This is a genomic window from Streptomyces sp. NBC_01384 (assembly GCF_045040035.1).
Classification (GTDB): domain Bacteria; phylum Actinomycetota; class Actinomycetes; order Streptomycetales; family Streptomycetaceae; genus Streptomyces.
This window is the reverse complement of record NZ_CP109559.1, coordinates 681,116-698,384: the sequence shown is the minus strand read 5'-3', so window position 1 is coordinate 698,384 and position 17,269 is coordinate 681,116. Positions and strand designations below refer to the sequence as shown.

At 69.5% G+C, this 17,269-nt stretch carries 20 protein-coding genes and 4 pseudogenes; 8 read left to right on the top strand and 16 right to left on the bottom strand.

Annotated elements, in window-relative coordinates:
- Positions 1-559 precede the first annotated feature (559 nt).
- The gene (locus tag OG747_RS02975; RefSeq protein WP_405877485.1) at positions 560-814 is read left to right on the top strand and encodes a hypothetical protein; all 255 of its coding nucleotides are present in this window, start codon (positions 560-562) and stop codon (positions 812-814) included.
- 22 nt (positions 815-836) lie between these two features.
- Here the strand turns inward: OG747_RS02975 and OG747_RS02970 are convergent, their stop codons facing one another.
- The 7 genes from OG747_RS02970 to OG747_RS02940 all read right to left on the bottom strand — a co-directional run bounded on the left by OG747_RS02970 (position 837) and on the right by OG747_RS02940 (position 7,863).
- The gene (locus OG747_RS02970) at positions 837-1,970 is read right to left on the bottom strand and encodes an IS630 family transposase (RefSeq protein ID WP_405877483.1); all 1,134 of its coding nucleotides are present in this window, start codon (positions 1,968-1,970) and stop codon (positions 837-839) included.
- Positions 1,971-2,053: 83 nt separating this feature from the next.
- Positions 2,054-2,323 (bottom strand): DUF1905 domain-containing protein, encoded by a 270-nt coding sequence (locus OG747_RS02965; RefSeq protein WP_405885430.1) that lies wholly within the window; start codon positions 2,321-2,323, stop codon positions 2,054-2,056.
- A 16-nt stretch (positions 2,324-2,339) separates the two neighbouring features.
- Positions 2,340-2,705 (bottom strand): VOC family protein, encoded by a 366-nt coding sequence (locus OG747_RS02960; protein ID WP_405877481.1) that lies wholly within the window; start codon positions 2,703-2,705, stop codon positions 2,340-2,342.
- Positions 2,706-3,253: 548 nt separating this feature from the next.
- Positions 3,254-4,699, bottom strand: coding sequence for a carboxylesterase/lipase family protein (locus OG747_RS02955; RefSeq protein ID WP_405877479.1), 1,446 nt, complete (start codon positions 4,697-4,699; stop codon positions 3,254-3,256).
- Positions 4,700-4,780: 81 nt separating this feature from the next.
- Complete coding sequence (locus tag OG747_RS02950; RefSeq protein ID WP_405877477.1) at positions 4,781-5,686, bottom strand: MBL fold metallo-hydrolase; 906 nt, start codon at positions 5,684-5,686, stop codon at positions 4,781-4,783.
- 130 nt (positions 5,687-5,816) lie between these two features.
- A complete protein-coding gene (locus OG747_RS02945; RefSeq protein ID WP_405877475.1) occupies positions 5,817-6,782 on the bottom strand; it encodes a hypothetical protein in 966 nt (321 codons plus the stop codon).
- 181 nt (positions 6,783-6,963) lie between these two features.
- Positions 6,964-7,863: a helix-turn-helix domain-containing protein gene (locus OG747_RS02940; RefSeq protein ID WP_405877473.1), complete on the bottom strand. Its 900-nt coding sequence runs from the start codon at positions 7,861-7,863 to the stop codon at positions 6,964-6,966.
- A 142-nt stretch (positions 7,864-8,005) separates the two neighbouring features.
- Between OG747_RS02940 and OG747_RS02935 the strand changes: the two genes are divergently transcribed.
- Entirely contained in the window at positions 8,006-8,506 is a 501-nt protein-coding gene (locus tag OG747_RS02935; protein WP_405877471.1) for an SRPBCC family protein, read from the top strand.
- A 57-nt stretch (positions 8,507-8,563) separates the two neighbouring features.
- Here the strand turns inward: OG747_RS02935 and OG747_RS02930 are convergent, their stop codons facing one another.
- A complete protein-coding gene (locus tag OG747_RS02930) occupies positions 8,564-9,061 on the bottom strand; it encodes a hypothetical protein (RefSeq protein WP_405877469.1) in 498 nt (165 codons plus the stop codon).
- 55 nt (positions 9,062-9,116) lie between these two features.
- Between OG747_RS02930 and OG747_RS02925 the strand changes: the two genes are divergently transcribed.
- On the top strand, positions 9,117-9,836 hold the full coding sequence (locus OG747_RS02925; RefSeq protein ID WP_405877467.1) for an IS6 family transposase: 720 nt from the start codon (positions 9,117-9,119) through the stop codon (positions 9,834-9,836).
- 118 nt (positions 9,837-9,954) lie between these two features.
- A complete protein-coding gene (locus OG747_RS02920) occupies positions 9,955-10,452 on the top strand; it encodes a tyrosine-type recombinase/integrase (protein WP_405877465.1) in 498 nt (165 codons plus the stop codon).
- A 94-nt stretch (positions 10,453-10,546) separates the two neighbouring features.
- Here OG747_RS02920 and OG747_RS02915 read toward each other — a convergent pair whose 3' ends face one another.
- Positions 10,547-10,984: a MarR family winged helix-turn-helix transcriptional regulator gene (locus OG747_RS02915; protein WP_405877463.1), complete on the bottom strand. Its 438-nt coding sequence runs from the start codon at positions 10,982-10,984 to the stop codon at positions 10,547-10,549.
- A 168-nt stretch (positions 10,985-11,152) separates the two neighbouring features.
- Here OG747_RS02915 and OG747_RS02910 point away from each other — a divergent pair.
- A pseudogene (locus OG747_RS02910) lies at positions 11,153-11,330 on the top strand (aldehyde dehydrogenase family protein); the annotation flags it as partial.
- Here the strand turns inward: OG747_RS02910 and OG747_RS02905 are convergent.
- From OG747_RS02905 to OG747_RS02880, 6 genes and pseudogenes are all read right to left on the bottom strand, one after another.
- A pseudogene (locus tag OG747_RS02905) lies at positions 11,328-11,547 on the bottom strand (zinc-binding dehydrogenase); the annotation flags it as partial. The pseudogenes OG747_RS02910 and OG747_RS02905 overlap by 3 nt on opposite strands.
- Before the next feature lie 189 nt (positions 11,548-11,736).
- Positions 11,737-12,291, bottom strand: coding sequence for a TetR/AcrR family transcriptional regulator (locus OG747_RS02900; protein ID WP_405877461.1), 555 nt, complete (start codon positions 12,289-12,291; stop codon positions 11,737-11,739).
- Positions 12,288-12,650 carry a DUF1304 domain-containing protein gene (locus tag OG747_RS02895; RefSeq protein WP_405877459.1) on the bottom strand — a complete coding sequence of 121 codons (363 nt, stop codon included), beginning with the start codon at positions 12,648-12,650 and terminating at the stop codon, positions 12,288-12,290. Before OG747_RS02895 ends, OG747_RS02900 begins: the two co-directional genes overlap by 4 nt.
- A gap of 98 nt (positions 12,651-12,748) precedes the next feature.
- Positions 12,749-13,095 (bottom strand): annotated as a pseudogene (locus OG747_RS02890) (amidohydrolase family protein); the annotation flags it as partial.
- A 267-nt stretch (positions 13,096-13,362) separates the two neighbouring features.
- On the bottom strand, positions 13,363-13,806 hold the full coding sequence (locus OG747_RS02885; RefSeq protein ID WP_405877457.1) for a nitroreductase family deazaflavin-dependent oxidoreductase: 444 nt from the start codon (positions 13,804-13,806) through the stop codon (positions 13,363-13,365).
- A 243-nt stretch (positions 13,807-14,049) separates the two neighbouring features.
- Positions 14,050-14,682 (bottom strand): LysE family transporter, encoded by a 633-nt coding sequence (locus OG747_RS02880; protein WP_405877455.1) that lies wholly within the window; start codon positions 14,680-14,682, stop codon positions 14,050-14,052.
- Positions 14,683-15,059: 377 nt separating this feature from the next.
- Between OG747_RS02880 and OG747_RS02875 the strand changes: the two genes are divergently transcribed.
- Positions 15,060-16,247, top strand: coding sequence for a cytochrome P450 (locus OG747_RS02875; protein WP_405877453.1), 1,188 nt, complete (start codon positions 15,060-15,062; stop codon positions 16,245-16,247).
- 19 nt (positions 16,248-16,266) lie between these two features.
- Positions 16,267-16,461, top strand: a complete 195-nt coding sequence (locus tag OG747_RS02870; protein ID WP_405885429.1) for a ferredoxin — start codon at positions 16,267-16,269, stop codon at positions 16,459-16,461.
- A 66-nt stretch (positions 16,462-16,527) separates the two neighbouring features.
- Here the strand turns inward: OG747_RS02870 and OG747_RS02865 are convergent.
- Positions 16,528-16,686 (bottom strand): annotated as a pseudogene (locus OG747_RS02865) (TetR/AcrR family transcriptional regulator); the annotation flags it as partial.
- Between the two features lie 48 nt (positions 16,687-16,734).
- Here OG747_RS02865 and OG747_RS02860 point away from each other — a divergent pair.
- A complete protein-coding gene (locus OG747_RS02860; RefSeq protein WP_405877451.1) occupies positions 16,735-17,268 on the top strand; it encodes a flavoprotein in 534 nt (177 codons plus the stop codon).
- Position 17,269 lies beyond the last annotated feature (1 nt).

Here is a 17,269-nt window from a genome sequence, read left to right as displayed (position 1 = left end):
CCAACTCCGATGAGACTCACATCAACCCAGACTGGTGCAAACCAGGTGAACCAGCCTGTCAGCTAGGCCGTCGCCTGAGAATTCGCCAGATCTGCGCGCAACACAGTGAGACGCTGAAAGGACCAGTGAGAACGGACATCAGACCAACGGCCCGACATCACCAATAGTGAGAATCCGCCAGCTGCACTGCGACAGGACACCAGCGAGTCTCACGAAGACGGCATAAGTGCCGCCGATGTGCCATCGGAGATGAGACTGTGCCGCGAAATCTGAGACCCTACACGAGGCGGTGATTGGGCAGTTGGCCTGTCGCAGTGAAGTTAGTCGGCCGGGTTGTGCTGACCTGCGTGGACTAGTGCCGCATCAGGCAACGTTCGCCCGGTCGAGCCGCGGGGCGGGGGCGCCGCAGTGGAGTGCGTAGTCTCGCGGCATGCATTCACATCTGCGTTTCCAGAACCCTCCTGCCCTGCCGCATGACGTGGTAGTCGAGACGTTGGAGCGGGCGCTCGGGGACCGGGCGTATGAGTCCGAGGCAGCGAGTGTCTTGGTCGGGAGTGCCTTGAACGACGACGATCAGGAGTTCGTTGAGCACTGGTGCATGCAGGTCGGGACGCGGGCTGTGTCCGGCAGCCCGCTGCTTGGGCTGGCCGGCCTGTGCCTGGGACATACCGCTCGACGGTTCGGACATCTCAGCGATGAGGCCCTCGCACTGGCGCAATCGTTGGCGGCGCGTGCTGAGGTGGATCCGTCGGACGTGGACGGTCGGGCGCTCGACGGCCTCGACGACGTCCGGAGCTTCCTGCACCTCTGGTGAGGCTGGCTGCTGCAGCGTTGGGTCAGGCGACGTTCGCCCTGGCCACGACCTGGCGGAGGCGCTCGTCGGTGGCGTGCTTGTTCCGCCAGATGATGTAGCGGCGGATCATGCTGCCCTGTTCCTTGTGGCTTGCGTGATCGGTGCCGTCCAGCGCGAAGTAGCGCAGCGCGGTGAACTGGGCCTCGATACGGTTGAGCCACGAACTGTTGGTCGGTGTGTACGCGAACTCGACGTTGTTCGCCGCGGCCCAGTCTCCTACCCGGGTGTCCTTCTTCGTGGTTAGGCGCGGAGAGAAGTTGTCGAGCACGATTGCGATGCGGACCTGGGGCGGGTAGAGGCTGCGCAGGTAGCGGCAGAACTCCAGGAACTTCACCCGGTTCTTCCTCGGCTTGATGTGCCCATAGAGCTTGTCCTTACCCAGGTCGTAGGCGGCGAACAGGTGCCGGACCCCGTGCGGGCGGGTGTAGGTCGCCCGGCGGCGGGGCCTGGGCTCCCGCTCGGGGTCCTTGCGCTTCCCGCCGCGTTCGGCCCACTGCCTGCCGGGGTGGGGTTGCAGGTTGAGCGGGCCGAACTCGTCCAGGCAGACGACGACTTCGGGTTCGCCTTCCTCGGGTATGACATCGCCGTCGGCGATCGCGTAGAGGTGCTCGACCCGGGCCTTCTTGGTGGCGTAGTCGGGGTCGCGGGATGTCTTCCAGGTCTTCACGCGTTGAAAGGACACGCCCTCCTCGCGGAGCAGGACCCGAAGGCCCTCGTGGCTGATGTCGTCGACCACCCCCTCGGCGACCAGGAAGTCGGCCAGCTTGGCCAGGCTCCAGGTCGAGAACGGCAGGCCGTGCTCGGCCGGCTTGGACTTGGCGATCTTCTTGATCTCGCGGCGTTCGGACAGGGTGAAGGTACTGGGCCGTCCGCCCTTGTACTTCGGGTAGAGGGAGTCGAAGCCGTCGGCGTTGAAGTTGTGGATGACGTCCCGGACCCGGTCCGGGCTGGTGAACGTGACCTCGGCGATCTTCGCCACGGTCATGCCCTGCGCGGACAGAAGCACCATCTGGGCCCGCCGCCAGATCACCACCGATCCGGTGCCCCTGCGGATGGTCCGCAGCAACCGCCGGCCCTCATCGTCATCGATCTCACGAACGCGTACTCGATCTGCCACCGGCACACCATGCCGGGGGCGCACCGACTGGGAGATCAATCCAGACGGCGCGCCACATCACGACAGGGCAAACGTTCCGGATGCTAGGCGTCCACCCGCTCCTCCAGGCGGACGGTCACGGTGTCCCCTTCCTCCTTGCCGATCGCCTTGCGCACTTCCGCCTTCACAGGCAGCTTGTGCGTGCCGTCCCCCAGGGCCATGAACGAACTCCGGAAAGGATGACCGTCGATCGTGCCTCGGACCTTCACCAGGCCGCGGGTGCCGAAGAACTCAGCCGACTCGGGCCACACGACGTAGGTCCAGCCGCCCTTGTTCGGACTTTTCTGCAGGATCGCGGTGAACTGCTTGTCCATCATGGATACCGCCTGTTCAGGAGCTCTCGACGAGAATGAGGCTGTTGCCGTCCGGGTCACGCACAGCGAACATCGCAGGCACTGCGGGTCCCATCCGCAGGACCCCCGCATCCGCATCGACGCCGCGTGCGCGCAGGTCCGCGTGGTCGGCGTCGGCGTCCCGGGTCGTAAGACGGATGCCGGCCGGGACCCCTTCGGGAACGAGCGCGATAGTCGTCGTCGCCCCAGGCGGTGCCACCTCGATCCAGCGCCCGTTGCCGAACGGTACGTCCCGGCGTACTTCGAAGCCGAGCTCGTCGACGTAGAACTCTGTTGCTTTCTGCTGGTCGGTGACGTGAATCCCCACCGTGGCCACCTGTGTGATGCGGGTGGTCTCGCTCATCCCATGCCTCCGCTTCCTTGGTGTTCACCAGGTAAGACGGAGGCAGGCGGGGAAACTCATCGCTGACCACGAAGATCGACCGGACAGGGCTCGTCAACAGGGCGAACGTTGCCTGATACGGCACTAGGAACTGGTCGCGGATCGGGTCGAGGATGCATGATTGGATGGCAGGCACGGGTCCCTCGGTGATCATGAAGTGTAGAGAATTCGATGGTCGGGTGAACCGTGCTTGCGCTGCTACTGCCGCTCAGTTCGGCACCTACTGCGGGCGGATGGCTCTCTCGGGACCGTGTGCATCGCGATCCGTGACTCCTGTGCTGCGCAACCCTCGAGATTCCTTGCCGAACGTGGAATCACCTTGGTTCTCGCCGGTGAGGACCTGTCGGCGGCTCGGGCCGAACCACCAGCGTCTGCGGGTCCTCGGCCAGTGGGCGCGGGACTGATCAGGTCCGGTGGTCTGCTCGGGTATCGTGCGCCGGCACCGCCTCCCTGCTGTCGGCGCGCCGTGCGCGGCGGCGGCGCTCGGCGCGGTTGGCCGCGGTTGGCGGTCAGGCGACGCCGATGTGCTGGACGTGGCCTCCGGCCGGTTCGTGGACGGGCCAGCCGGGATTGCCGGTCTCGGCGAACCGTATCCACGATCGGTGGATCTGGGCGGCGAGTGGGGCGGGCGGTTCGGCGTTGCCGAGGAGCCCTCGTGGGCCGCGCAGCGATGGCAGGGACAGGCGGTCGAAGACGAAGGGCAATTCCATGACATGGCTGGCGCCCAGCCGCCCGTCGATCGCGTCGGAGCGCCAGACGAATTCGTAGCAGTACGTCCGTCCGGCGGCGGCGCTCGCGTGTGCGGCGGCCATCTTCCGGGTGCCGGCTGTGAACAGCCCGTCACCGAGGATGATGGTGCGCAGATCGGCGGCTGAGGCGGACGGGTGCTGTGCCCGGTAGGCACGGACGGCTTCGTCGGGGTCGGGGTGGAACCGTGCCGCGGTGTCCCGGACATCGGCGTCAGTGGTATTCGCCAGGAGTCCCAGTGGGGCCAGGTAGAGACTGCCCTCGTCGAGATTGGCGCCGATCAGCAGGTCGACCTCGCCTCCCTGGCCGGCGGCGACCGCGGTGACCGGCTGGTGCTCGCTGACCAGGCTGAAGGAGGTGATGCCGCCGAGAGGGTCGTGGTGGGTGGACGTGCGCAGCTCCAAGCCGGTCAGGCTGGCCATGACGGTGACCAGGCGCTCGTCGGGGATGTCGGCCAGGGTCTTGGCGGTGGGTTCGAGGTCCAGCTCGCGTCCGATGGCCGCGGTGACGATGTTCGCCTGGTCGGGAGTGAAGGCGCCGGTGCCGCTGCCGCTCTGGATGATCGCCCGTCGGAAGAGGCCGGAAGATGCCGGGTCGGCGAGGATGCCGCCGACGATGATGGCTCCGGCGGACTGGCCGAAGAGCGTGACGTTGTCGGGGTCGCCGCCGAAGCGTGCGGCGTTCTCCCGGATCCAGTGCAGGGCGGCCTGGACGTCGAGCATGCCGCGGTTGTCCGGGGCGTCGGGCAGGTGCAGGAAGCCGGGGATGCCCAGGCGGTAGTTGACGGTGATCAGGACGACGCCGTCGCGGGCGAAAGCCGTTCCGTCGTAGAGCGGTGCACGGCTGGAGCCCGCGACGAACCCTCCGCCGTGCACGAACACCATGACCGGCCGGGTCGGTCCGTCCGGTTGCGGGGCCCAGACGTTCACGGTGAGGTAGTCGTCGCCGCGCTGCCAGCCCGGGCCGAAGTAGGGCGACATGTCGAGGGTGCCGAAGGAGTCCCGGGCGGGCTGGGGCGCGGTCGGTCCCGGTTGCGTCGCGTCTCGGATCCCGGTCCACCGTTCGTGCGGGCTCGGCGCGGCGAAACGCCTGCATCCGGCGGGCGGTGCGCCGTAGGGCACATTGAGGAAGACGGACCCGTGTCGGTGGAGGCGACCGCGGATCGGGCCTGAGGTGGTGGTGACGGTGGCGGGATCGGCGGGTGACATCTCGGTTCTCCTGGCTGCTGGTTGGTCAGGTGGGTGCCGCCGCTCCGGGGTGGCAGGAGCGGCGGCGGGGAGGAGCCGAGGTCAGTACCGGGTGATCGGCGCCCACTTCTTGATCGCGAATCCGCTGCCCTTGTGCTCGACTTCGAGGGCGCTGTGGCCGCTGAAGTGGGCGGGCAGGACGAGGGCGCCTGTGTCGGCCGCCCAGCCGAGCAACCTGCGGCGGGTGGTGCGGGCCTGGGCCGGGTCCTGGCAGAAGCAGCTGTTGTGGTCGGGGTGTGTGATCTGCAGGGGGGTGTGCATCAGGTCGCCGGCGAACAGGGCCCGGTCGCTGCCGGAGGTCAGCTTGACGACGCTGGATCCGGGAGTGTGGCCGGGGGCTGCTTCCAGGCGCAGGCCGGCGTCGATGGTGTGGCCTTCCTCCCACAGCTGGACCTGGCCCGCGGCGTGCACGGGGGCGACGCTGTCCTCGAAGACGTTCTCGTTGACGCCGCCGGTGATGTCCGGGTTGTTCGCCGGGTTCCAGAACTCGAAGTCGGCCTTGGGCATCAGGTAGGTGGCGTTCGGGAACGTGGGTACCCAGGCGCCGTCGATCAGGCGGGTGTTCCAGCCGACGTGGTCGACGTGCAGGTGGGTGTTGACCACCAGGTCGACGTCCTCGGGCCGCACGCCGGCGCGGGCGAGGTTGCCGAGGTAGTCCAGTTGCAGGTGGTCCCATCCGTCGACGGCCGGGCGGGTCTTGTCGTTGCCGACGCCGGTGTCGATCAGGATGGTCTGGCCCTCGCTGCGCAGCAGCCAGGTCTGCATCGCGACGTTGACTATCGCGTCGTCGGCACCCAGATGATCGGGCACCAGCATCTCGCGGTGTTCCTGCCAGGCGTGCTCGGGCAGGTCGGGGAAGAACTGGTCCGGGGGCATGATCGGACAGTGCATCTCCTCGATGCGGGTGACGGTGACGTCGCCGAGTTTGAGCTCGCGCGTGTTCTGCATGGCGTTCTCCTGACGTGCGGGCTTTGGGGGGATCGGGGTGGCCGTGACGGGCTGAGCCGGAGTTGACGGAGCGGGCCGTCCCGAGGGTCCGGTGTGCTTCCCCGGGTGGGCGCTTTCGGCCGGCGCGGTGCTAGTCGTTCAGGTGGGCGAGGAGAAGGTTGGGGTCCTTGGCGGTGACGTAGGCGGCGCTCAGCACGTAGGCGGTGTCGCCGCGCAGGGCGATGGATGTGGGGTTCTGCAGGCCGTCGGCCGGGGTCAGCACGATGGAGTGGCTGCCGTCGGGCTGGACGAGCGCGACCTCACTGGGGCCGTTGAGCGCGGCCAGCAGCTGGTCGCCGTGGCCGGTGAAGGCGAAGTCGTCGATCCCCGGCAGGCCGGTGGCCTCCTTCCGGACCGAACCGGCGCGCCCGTCTTGGAGGATGGGGATGCGCAGGACGGTGCCCTTGTCGAGGTTGGTGGCCCAGACCGCGCCGTTGTGGATCTTCAGGCCGTTGGCGCCGAGGAAGCTGGTGGAGGCCAGTTCGGGGGCAGTGGACCACGCGGTGGGGGTACCGCCGGCGGTGGGCAGGCTCCAGACGGTGCCCAGCACGGAGTCGGTGACGTAGAGGGTGTGGGTGCGCGCGTCGAACGCCAGGCCGTTGGGAAGGCCGTTGGCGGGCAACGCGGCGATCCGCTGGGGTTCGCCGCCGGGGCGCAGGCGCCACACGCCGGTGAGGTCCGGGGTGCCAGTGGCGTAGAGGAAGTACAGGGTTCCGTCGTGGGCACGGACGATGCCGACGGTCAGCGGGAAGCCCAGGACCGGAGTGTGGATACCCCCGTCGGCGGGCTTGGGCAGGGTGGCCAGGATCCGGATGGTGCCCTTGGGGGAGACCTCGGCGATCTGGCGGCCCTCGGCGAAGGTGACGTACGCGGCGCCGCCCGGTGCCAGGGCGACGTTCTCCGGCGTCTGGCCCTTGGCCAGGTCGAAGTGCACGGCGATCCGCGCGCTGCTCAGCGGGGCGGAGACGGCAGACGCCGCAGCCGGGCTGAGCGCTGCGGCAGCGGCCGCGACAAGGACGGCCGCCGACACGGCGGGCGCGGAGAGCTTCTTGAACATGGTTCCTTCACTGGTTTTCGGGCATGCGGCAGCAACACGCCGACGCACGCGTGGAGATGGGTGGATTCCGCTCGGGGCCCTGTGGCCCCGGGGGCTGATGCCGGCGGCTGGTCGTCGGCCGTGCCCGGGTGGGACGGGTGCTCGCAAGTGCCGACCGAGCGCCCGGTGGCGTTGTGTGAGGTCAGCCGGCGTCGGCCCGTGGCGCCGACTGCGCCGGGTCGGCCGGGACGGTGTCCTGGGTGATGGCCTGGGCGAGCAGGGCCAGGGCGGCCCGCGAGGGCGAGCCCACCTGCGTGGTGGCGACCACCATGTTGGGGCCCGGTCCGTGGCTCAGGGTCTGCTGAACGACGGTCAGCGGGCCGACCAACGGGTGCCGCATCTCATAGGCGGCCACGGTGCACGCCTTGACCCGATGGTCGGCCCACATCGACGCGAACTCACCGCTCTTTGCGCTCAGTTCACCCAGCAGCGCGTGCAACGCCGCGTCCTGCGGGTGCTGGCCCGCCACCAGGCGCAGATTCCCCACCACCGCCCTGGCCTTGCTCGGCCAGTCCGCGTACAGGTCGCGGGTATGACAGTCGAGGAACACCAGTCTGGCCATGTTGGGACGCTGCGCCGACAGGTCAGGGGCGCCAGGGTCCAGGTGCCCGGCGAACAGCGCGTGGCCCAGGCGATTCCACGCCAGCACGTCGCTGCGCAGGCCGAGCACGATCGCGGGAACGTCCGCCAGCACCTCCAGCAGCTGAACTGCCGCCTCCGTCACACGCTCCGGCGCAGGCCGCCGGCCCCGAGTGCGATTCCTGTCCGCCCGGGCCAGATCGTGCAGGTACCGCCGCTCGGACTCGTCCAGCCGCAGCGCCCCGGCGATCGCGTCCAGCACCTCCGGCGACGCGCTCAGCGACTGCCCCTGCTCCAGCCGGGTGTAGTACGAGGCGCTCACACCCGCCAGCAGCGCCAACTCCTCGCGCCGAAGCCCCGGCACACGCCGGCGCTCCCCATAGGTGGGCATCCCGATGTCCTCGGGACGCAGCTGGGAGCGCCGCGCCTGCAGGAAGTCCCCGAGCTGCGATTTTCCGGTCATGGATCCGAGTATGGGCCGACTCGAAACCCACAGCCTGCCCCAGCTGTGGATAGGCACCAGCCGGTCTGGCTCCCCGGCAGGACTGGTGATGACGTAGGCATCGCCGACCCGGCACCACCCCGCACGCACCCAGGAGGACGCCTTGAGCGCCACCACCAGCGAACACGACCTCTTCGAGGCTCTGGACGCATCAGGCTTCGCCTTCACCAGACGCACATGGGTGGATGCTGCACCCGCCCGGGTCTACGACCTGGTCAGTGACGTGTCCGCGATCGGCCGCTGGAGCCCCAACGCGACCGACGTCACGTTCGACCAGGGCGCCGGACCCCGGGCCGGCGCCTGGTTCAGCGGCCGCAATCAGAAGGACGGCCGGGAATGGACCACCCGCTCCCAGGTCGTACGAGCCGACCCCGGCGACGCCTTCACCTTCGTAGTCGGCGGCGCCGAAGACGGCATCGTGCAGTGGAACTGGACCTTCCACCCCCAGGGACGCGGAACCGTCGTCGAGCAGTCCTGGCAACTCCTCCGCCTCGACCCGGTACTGGGCACCACCCGCGGCGACCTCGACGCACTCCGCGACTACATGACGAACAGCGTCGAAACCACCCTGCTCTCCCTCGCCCAATGGATCGCCGAAGAGTGAGGTTCCCGGGTGCGGCTTCGTCGACGGCGGCAAGCGCGAGCGACACGCCTGGACCCTCTACCGCTGGGATACCCGCCCACGAAACCCCGTATCCGATGACCTACTGGCGGACGCTCTTAAACGGTTGACGTGCCCTTCGACGACCCCGGAGCTGTAGTCGAGCGTCATGCCGGCGAGGACGGCGTCCCAGTCCTGGCGGAGGAACCCGGCGAAGCCCCGCACGGGCCCGGGGCCGTTGGTCTCGGCCTCGCGGACCCAGTCGGCGAGAAGGTGTCCGCGGCGGTCGCGGACCAGGCCGGTGAAGACGCGTGCCTGGTCACAGGCGGTGGCGATGTCCGGGCAGGCGATGCGCACCTCGTCGAGCTGGTCTTGTTCCTCGCGGCTGAGTCCGTCGCGTGGCCTCATGATCCATGAGGTGATCTTGCGTGGTGTGGGGATGGGACGAGGAGGCTCGGCTGCGGCAGTGCCGCCGCGCATGGTGCGGATGTAGAGACGGACGGCCTGGTGGTTGCCGCGGTAGCCGTGTTCGTGGATCTCGCGGTAGGGCGCTGTCACGTTGGCTGACCGGGTGAGATGATCTTCGGGTTGATCTGCTGGAGGGGGGTTGTCGGTGGCGAGTGCGTCGCCGTCGTACAGGGGGCACCGGTACCCGGTCGAGGTGATCTCGCACTGCGTGTGGCTGTACTTCCGCTTCCCGCTCAGCTTCCGCGAGGTCGAGGAGCTGATGCTCCAGCGAGGCGTCATCGTCTCCTACGAGACAGTGCGCCGCTGGTGCGCCAAGTTCGGCCAGGCCTACGCGAACGGACTGCGCCGCCGCCGTCCCCGGCCCGGGGATAAATGGCATCTGGACGAGGTGTTCATCAAGGTCAACGGGGAGCGGAAGTACCTGTGGCGGGCCGTCGACCAGGACGGCAACGTGCTCGACATCCTCGTGCAGAACCGGCGGGACAAGGGCGCGGCCCGGCGCTTCTTCCGCCGTCTGATGAAGAGGACGCGTGCGGTGCCGCGGGTGGTCGTCACGGACAAGCTGCGTTCCTACGGCGCGGCCCACCGTGAGGTCATGTCCTCCGTCGAGCACCGCTCGCACAAGGGCCTGAACAACCGGGCCGAGAACAGCCACCAGCCCACCAGGCAGCGTGAACGCGTGATGAAGGGCTTCCGCAGTGTGGGCGCGGCCCAGCGGTTCCTGTCCGCGTTCAGCGGCATCTCACCCCACTTCCGACCCCACCGCCACCTGATGACAGCCTTCGACCACCGAGCCGAGATGACCATCCGCTTCGCCATCTGGGACCAGATCACCGGCACTGCCAGCCGGCCCGCCACGGCCTGAACACAGGCCCGGACCGCAGACCCACCACACCCCGACGCACCATCAGACAGTCACGCACCCAACAACGTGACAACGCCCGGACGAGTTCCGCCGGGAGTGGGCGCTCTCCGTCTGGCTCATGGCGGGCCTCGGGCTCCGGAAGGGCGAGATGCTCGGCCTGCGGGTCGGAGACTTCCTCGACGACCGTGTGAGGCTCCGCCGCCAGGTTATACGCGTCAAGGGGGCCGTCCTGGGCCCGCTGAAGCACCGTAGGAAGGGGGTCTGGCGGGACATCCCGTTGGCGACGCACCTGTCCGACGCCGTGGGTGAGCACGTGGCTCGTTACGGCACCGGTCCGGACGGCGCCCTGTTCCAGACGATGACCGGAACCCTGGTGGCCACCTCGAACTACTCGTATGCTTTCCGTAAGGTAGTGAATACCTTGGGTTACAAATGGTCGCCTCACGACCTGCGCCGCTGGTTCGCCTCGACCGCGCTCAGCAACGGCTTGCCACTCTTGGACGTGTCCCGGTGGCTGGGGTACAAGAGCATCACGGAGACGGCGGACACGTACGGGCACCTCACCGCTGACGCCACCGGCCGGGCGGTCATGGTGATGGATGCGGCGCTGATCTAGCGTTTCCGCAGGTCGGACGGCCAGCTTCGATATGTTCGATCGACATATGTCTGCGATTTGAGCGACGAGTCGGCCCGCAAAGTGAGCGGACGGATCACGACAGTGCGTGCCACGCCTTGGACAGCGCCTCGCGGAACTGATCCGTCTGGTGCGTGGTGAGCTCCCGGACCATGCGTTCCTCCAGCTCCCGCACGGCCCCGGCGAACCGCTCCAGCAGCTCGCGCCCCTCGTCGGTCAGCAGGATCAGCAGCTCGCGCCGGTTGCGCGGATTGCGCTCGCGGCGCACCAGGCCTCGGTTCTCCAGTGACCGCACCAGGTCGGCCATGGACTGTGCGGTCACGAACGAGTCGCGCGCGAGCTGCGCCGCCGAGAGGCCGTCGTGCCGCTCCAGCACGGTGAGCGAGGTGTACTGCAGTGCGGTGATCCCCGCCGGCTTCACCAGTTCGTCGAGGTGGGAGCGGACGACCAGCTCCACCTGCTTGACCATGTAGAGCAGCGACGGAGGTGCCTTTGTTGCCTTGGTGCCGACCATGGGTTCAGCCTATGGCATTGACAGGAAACCTGTCTGTAATGAGACTGCGAACACGCAGGAATCCTGTTGGTTGAAACCTTAGCGATCAAGGTGTCGGGATCACGGCACGAAGGCACGAAGGCACGAGGGCGCGAAGGCATGAAGGCATCAAAGGCTGAGGAGTGGGCAATGACGACCACCTTCGAGAGCGGGCCCGGGCGGCTGTTCATCGGCGGACAGTGGCGTGAGGCGGCCGACGGTGCGCGTACGGACGTGATCGATCCGTCCACCGGCCAGCTGGTCACGACGGTCGCGGAGGCGGGTGCGGCCGACGTGGACGCCGCCGTACGCGCCGCCCGGGAGACCGCCTTCATGCCCGCCTGGTCGGCCTCCATCAGCATCCGCGCCGCCCGCACACCGAGCCGCGCGGCCTCCTTGTAGAACTCCTCCGGTCCCATCGGCAGGATCGACACCACGATCCCGCCCTCGCGCAGCACGCGCGGCGAACGGAAGGTGGTCTCCCCGCCGATCGCGTCCAGGACGACGTCGACCTCCCGCACGGCCTCGTCGAACTCGGTCTCCCGGCTGCTTGCTGAGCGCCGAACGATCACCGTCCCTCGTGCGTCGGAGACCAGACCGACCGGCACCACCGTCGCCGCTGAGAACCTCGTGGTCGCCGGCACGCCCCCGGCCACGCCGTACGCCGGGCAGGGGGGAGGCGTGGCCCGCGACGAGGGAAACGGTGACCTGCGTGTGCGCCGGTGGGGGAGGCGTCACCGGCTCATGTGCAACGCGACCAGCAACTGCCAGACCTGGTGGGCGACTTCCTCCGGGGTGCCCTCCAACAGCCCGTGCAGCCAGTCGGCGAGGACCCCGGCGAAGGTGGCGGCGACGGCGGAGGCGACGAGCGGGGCGTCCGCGGCGCCCGCGAGGGTGCGTTCGGCCAGGCTGCGGGCGCGCAGGTCCCGGTGCAGGACGAGGCCGAGCGGGCCGCCTCCGCCCGGGCTCAGGAGTGCGCGGTAGAGCCCGGCGTGCGGGGCGAGATCCGCGAAGAACGCGAGCAGGGCAGGCGGCGCGGACACCGGGTCGGGCCGACCGCGCCACGCGTGCAGCGCTTCCACGGCCTCCCCCACGACATCGGCGCAGGCGTCGACGGCCAGCGCCTCCAGGTCGGCGTAGTGCACGTAGAAGGTGGCCCGGCCGACCCCGGCCCGCCGCACCAGCGCGGCGACGCCGACCTCCTCCAGCGGGCGCTCGGCGCACTCCGCGAGGAGCGCCTGCCGCAGCTTCTGGCGGGTGCGGGCGGCCCGCGGGTCCTCCGGCGTCACCGTGCGATCAGGACGGCGGCCAGGGCGAGGGCGCCGGGCAGGGCCTGGGCGAAGAGTATGCGGCGGTTCGCGGTGACCGCTCCGTACACCCCGGCGACCACGACGCACACCAGGAAGAAGACCTGGACGTGGAACCCGGTCGGATCCGCGGCGATCAGGCCCCACACCAGTCCGGCCGCGAGAAACCCGTTGTAGAGCCCCTGGTTGGCGGCCATCGGGGCGGTCGCCCGGGCCATCTCCGGGTCGAAGCCGTGCAGACCCCGCCCCGGCTTCTTCTCCCACAGGAACATCTCCATCACCAGGATGTACGCGTGCAGCGCGGCCACCAGGCCCACCAGCACGTTCGCGACCGTCTCCATCGTCAGCAAGCTCCCTCGTAACAGGCTTTCCTGGACAGCTGTCCACTATAGCTGGACAGCTGTCCAGGAAGTCACTGCGAACGCGGTGACGGTGGGAGTCAGGCACCGGGCGCCGCGTGGACGCGCTCACCCCCCCACATAGGTCAGCGCGACCTTCGCGCACGCGATCTCCTCCGGCGGTCCCGCATACGGGTCACGGTCCAGTACGACGAGATCCGCCACGGCCCCCTCGTACGCTCCCGGTGTCGTCGAGGTGGTTCGCGTACGTCGATCCCGCGGTGTACGCCGCGAGCGCGGCCGTGAGGCTGATGCGCTCGGCGGGCAGGAACACCGCTCCCGCCTCGCCGGGGGCCACCCGGTTGACCGCGACATGGATGCCCTGGAGCGGGTCGGGGCTGCTGACCGGCCAGTCGCTGCCCGCCGCGAGCCGCGCCCCGCACCGCAGCCGCCGCGGCGACCGCGCGAGGCGACGCGGCAATGGGCGGCCCCGCCGCGACGGGGGAGCGCAGCGGGGCCTGAGGCTCGGCTGCCCGAGAGGCGGCGGATCATGCACGCCGATTCCGAGATTCCGGGATTCCGAGAAAAAGCCGGAGCCGGGCAAGTCCCGACTCCGGCGAACGGCTGCCCCTTGCGAAAGGAGACGAGGTGAGATCGGCACCGGCACGCACACCATGGGGAGCCGGTACAGACCACTGCCGTGCGTGCGCGACGCTCAGTCGGTCGGCTCCAGCACGAAGACGGGGATCTGCCGGTCGGTCTTCGTCTGGTAGTCGGCGTACGGGGGATACGCGGCGACCGCGCGCTCCCACCACTCCGCCTTCTCCTCGTCCGTGACCTCACGCGCCGTCATGTCCTGGCGCTCGGCGCCGTCCTGGAGCTCCACATGCGGATCGGACTGTACGTTGAAGTACCAGACCGGATGTTTGGGGGCACCGCCCTGCGAGGCGACCACCGCGTAGCGTCCGTCGTGCTCGACCCGCATCAGCGGGGTCTTGCGGATCTTGCCGCTCTTGGCACCCCGGGTCGTGAGAATGATGACTGGCAGTCCCGTGTCCAGCAGCGTGGCCCCCTTGGTGCCGCCGGAGCTCTCGTACAGCTCCACCTGGTCTCGCACCCACTGCGCCGGGCTGGGTTCGTACTCACCCTCAAGAGGCATGACTTCCGTCCCATCGTCGCGTCGTACTGGTCGTGTCTCGGCATGATTCAACACCAACGCGGACGCGAATCATCCGCACCACTGCACCCAGGGGGTCATCGCGCCCGCGGGACGTGTGCGGCACGGCGGAGCCGTTCCCGCACGACGCAGCGACGGGGCGGCACCGGTTCGTCCCGCATCCGGTGGACGTCCGACCGGTCATCCTCAGGAATGTGACAGGCGGCGCGCACTCATCGCGGCGCGTCATCGCGGCGCGACGAGCATCCGCACCGCGAGCACCATGATCACCGCGCTGGACGCGAGCGCCGTGACCAGCCGCCCCCGCCGTCCCGTCAGCGCCCGGCCGAGCAGCGTGCCACCCCCGGCGAGCAGCAGCTGCCAGCTCGCGGACGCGGCGAACGCGGCGAGCACGAACACCCCCTGCTCCAGGGGCCGCGCCGCCTCGGCCGTCCGGCTGCCGAGGACCAGCGCGGCGAAGTAGATCACGGTGGTGGGGTTGAGGAGGGTGATCCCGAGGAGCGTCAGGTACGCCCGCGCCGGGTGCGCCGGATCGCGTACGGACCGGGCGGCGAGCTGCTGGTCGCGGTACTGGCGCAGCGCGGTGAGCGCGCCCCGCACCGCCAGCGCCGCCAGCACCAGCCCCGAGGCCCAGCGCAACGGCTCCAGTACCGGCTGGAGCGCGGCGGCGAGCGCGCTGCCCCCGAGCGCGGCGACCAGGGCGTACAGCCCGTCGGCGGTGGCGACGCCGAGCGCGGCGCAGCCGCCGATCTTCAGGGTTGTACGCGCGGTGAGGGATACTAGGTAGGTCGCGACCGCTCCGACGGGGACGGCGATGCCGTAGCCCGCGAGAAGCCCCGCGACGAGCGCGGCGGTCACGATCGGGGGAGCGAGGGCCTCCGTGGACGGCCGGGCTGCTGCTGGACCCGCACCGGAGAAGCGGCGGAGGTCGGCGACAGGAAGGTTTCGATCGTGGACATGGGCTGATCCTGAGGCTGCCGGATCTGCCCACGCAACCCCTTTTCGCAGAGGCCGCCCATGAGGAGTTCAGGCCATGTGCGCGCCGCCGGGGCGACGGCGTCGGCGGGAAACCCGAGGTACGTGGGGGCGGTCCCCGCACGCTTCGGCCAGATAGCCCGTCCGGGGCATCTGGCCGAACTTCGCGTGGGTCTTTTAGGCGCCTGGGGCATCTAATGAAGATCGGCACGAAGATCGGCAAGATCGGTAAGAGGGAACCATCGCTTGCGAGGTCACTCATGACAGAACCCGTTGCCTTCCCCCAGGACCGTACGTGTCCCTACCACCCGCCCGCCGCCTACGACGCCCTGCGCGAGGCACGCCCCCTGTCGCGCGTCTCCCTGTTCGACGGCCGCAGCGTGTGGGTCGTCACCGGGCACAGCGCCGCCCGTGAACTCCTCACCGATCCGCGGCTCTCCTCCGACCGCACCCGCCCGGCGTTCCCGATGCCCACGGAGCGGTTCGCCATGTCCCGCAACCGACGGGTCGCGCTCCTCGGGCTCGACGATCCCGCGCACCACACCCAACGCCGCATGCTGGTTCCGAGCTTCACCCTGAAGCGGACCGCGGCCCTGCGCCCGCGTATCCAGGAGACCGTCGACCGGCTGCTCGACGCCATGGAGAAGCAGGGCCCGCCCGCCGAGCTGGTGAGCTCCTTCGCGCTGCCCGTGCCCTCGATGGTGATCTGCGCCCTGCTCGGGGTTCCGTACGCCGACCACGACTTCTTCGAGGAGCAGTCCCGCAGGCTGCTGCGCGGCCCCGCCGCCGCGGACATCCAGGCCGCCCGCGACCGGCTGGACGCCTACTTCGGCTCGCTGATCGAGCGCAAGCTGAAGGAACCGGGGGACGGACTCCTCGACGATCTCATCCAGGAACAGCTGCGCGAGGGGGTGATGGACCGCGAGGAGCTGATCAGCCTCGCCACGATCCTGCTGGTCGCCGGGCACGAGACGACCGCGAACATGATCTCGCTCGGTACGTTCACCCTGCTGCGGCACCCGGAACAGCTGGCCGAACTGCGCGCCGACCCGACGCTCATGCCCACCGCGGTCGAGGAGCTGCTGCGCTTCCTCTCCATCGCCGAGGGGCTGCTGCGGGTGGCCACCGAGGACATCGAGGTGGCCGGGGCGACGATCCGCGCCGACGAGGGCGTGGTCTTCGCGACCTCCGTCATCAATCGCGACGCGGGTACCTTCCCCGAGCCGGACGCCCTGGACTGGCACCGCTCGGCCCGCCATCACGTCGCGTTCGGCTTCGGCATCCACCAGTGCCTCGGCCAGAACCTCGCCCGCGCCGAGATGGAGATCGCCCTGCTGTCGCTCTTCGACCGGCTGCCCGGCCTGCGGCTGGCCGCGCCGGCGGACGACATCCCCTTCAAACCCGGAGACACGATCCAGGGGATGCTGGAACTCCCCGTGACCTGGTAAGAGGCTGGCGGCCATGAGCATCGACATCGCCATCGACAAGGACGTCTGCATCGGCGCGGGACAGTGCGCGCTGACCGCGCCGAACGTCTTCACACAGGACGACGACGGATTCAGCGCACTGCTGCCCGGCCGCGAGGACGGCGGCGGCGACCCACTGGTGCGGGAGGCGGCGCGGGCCTGCCCGGTGGGCGCCATCACCGTCACCGAGAGCTGAGGACCACTCGACCAGGACGGCCGTCGGCCGGCTCGCGTCGGCCGTCCTCGTCGAGCGATCGGCTCATCAGCGCTGGGCCTTGATGAGCAACCGCGCTGCCTCGCGCGCCTGCTCCGCGGGCTCCGTGGTCCGGGTGATGCCCGCGGTGACCATGGCCCCCTCGGCCAGCAGGAACAACTGGTCGGTGAGGGCGGCGGGAAGCCCCGCGGCGGACACCAGGCCGGCCCGCCGTCGAACGCGGGGACACCTTCCCGGTTCACTAGGGTTTCCCGCGTGAGCGAACACGCCGAAAAACCCTTCCTCTACGTCGTCGTCTGCGCGGCCGGCATCGCCCAGGACGTCGGCGAACTGATCACCGCGGCACAGGAACGGAACTGGGAGGTCGGCGTCATCGCCACCCCGCAGGGGCTGGGCTTCTTCGACGCGCCCGCCGTCCAGGCGCGGACCGGCCGCCCGATCAGGTCCGCCTGGCGGGCACCGGGCGACCCGCGCCCCTTCCCGGCCCCCGACGCGGTGGCCGTCGCCCCGGCCACCTTCAACACCGTCAACAAGTGGGCGGCCGGGATATCCGACACCCTCGCCCTGGGCACCCTGAACGAGGCGTACGGCCTCGGCGTCCCGATCGCCGTACTGCCCTGTGTGAGCGATGCGTTGGCGGCCCACCCCGCCTACCGGGCGAGCGTCGACCGCCTGCACGGGATGGGCGTACGGTTCGGCGACCGCTACTCGGGGGAGCCGGGGGAGGACGGCCGGCGCGCGGAGTTCCCCTGGCGACGGGCGCTGGACCTGCTCACCTCTCGCACATGAT

Bases quoted from the DNA above. Each gene is read 5' to 3' on its own strand.
- OG747_RS02920 (WP_405877465.1), top strand. From the start codon at position 9,955: ATGGCGGGCCTCGGGCTCCGGAAGGGCGAGATGCTCGGCCTGCGGGTC.
- OG747_RS02940 (WP_405877473.1), bottom strand. From the start codon at position 7,863: ATGACCGGAAAATCGCAGCTCGGGGACTTCCTGCAGGCGCGGCGCTCC.
- OG747_RS02950 (WP_405877477.1), bottom strand. From the start codon at position 5,686: ATGCAGAACACGCGCGAGCTCAAACTCGGCGACGTCACCGTCACCCGC.
- OG747_RS02915 (WP_405877463.1), bottom strand. From the start codon at position 10,984: ATGGTCGGCACCAAGGCAACAAAGGCACCTCCGTCGCTGCTCTACATG.
- OG747_RS02945 (WP_405877475.1), bottom strand. From the start codon at position 6,782: ATGTTCAAGAAGCTCTCCGCGCCCGCCGTGTCGGCGGCCGTCCTTGTC.
- OG747_RS02955 (WP_405877479.1), bottom strand. From the start codon at position 4,699: ATGTCACCCGCCGATCCCGCCACCGTCACCACCACCTCAGGCCCGATC.
- OG747_RS02965 (WP_405885430.1), bottom strand. From the start codon at position 2,323: ATGGACAAGCAGTTCACCGCGATCCTGCAGAAAAGTCCGAACAAGGGC.
- OG747_RS02960 (WP_405877481.1), bottom strand. From the start codon at position 2,705: ATGAGCGAGACCACCCGCATCACACAGGTGGCCACGGTGGGGATTCAC.
- OG747_RS02885 (WP_405877457.1), bottom strand. From the start codon at position 13,806: ATGCCTCTTGAGGGTGAGTACGAACCCAGCCCGGCGCAGTGGGTGCGA.
- OG747_RS02875 (WP_405877453.1), top strand. From the start codon at position 15,060: ATGACAGAACCCGTTGCCTTCCCCCAGGACCGTACGTGTCCCTACCAC.
- OG747_RS02895 (WP_405877459.1), bottom strand. From the start codon at position 12,650: ATGGAGACGGTCGCGAACGTGCTGGTGGGCCTGGTGGCCGCGCTGCAC.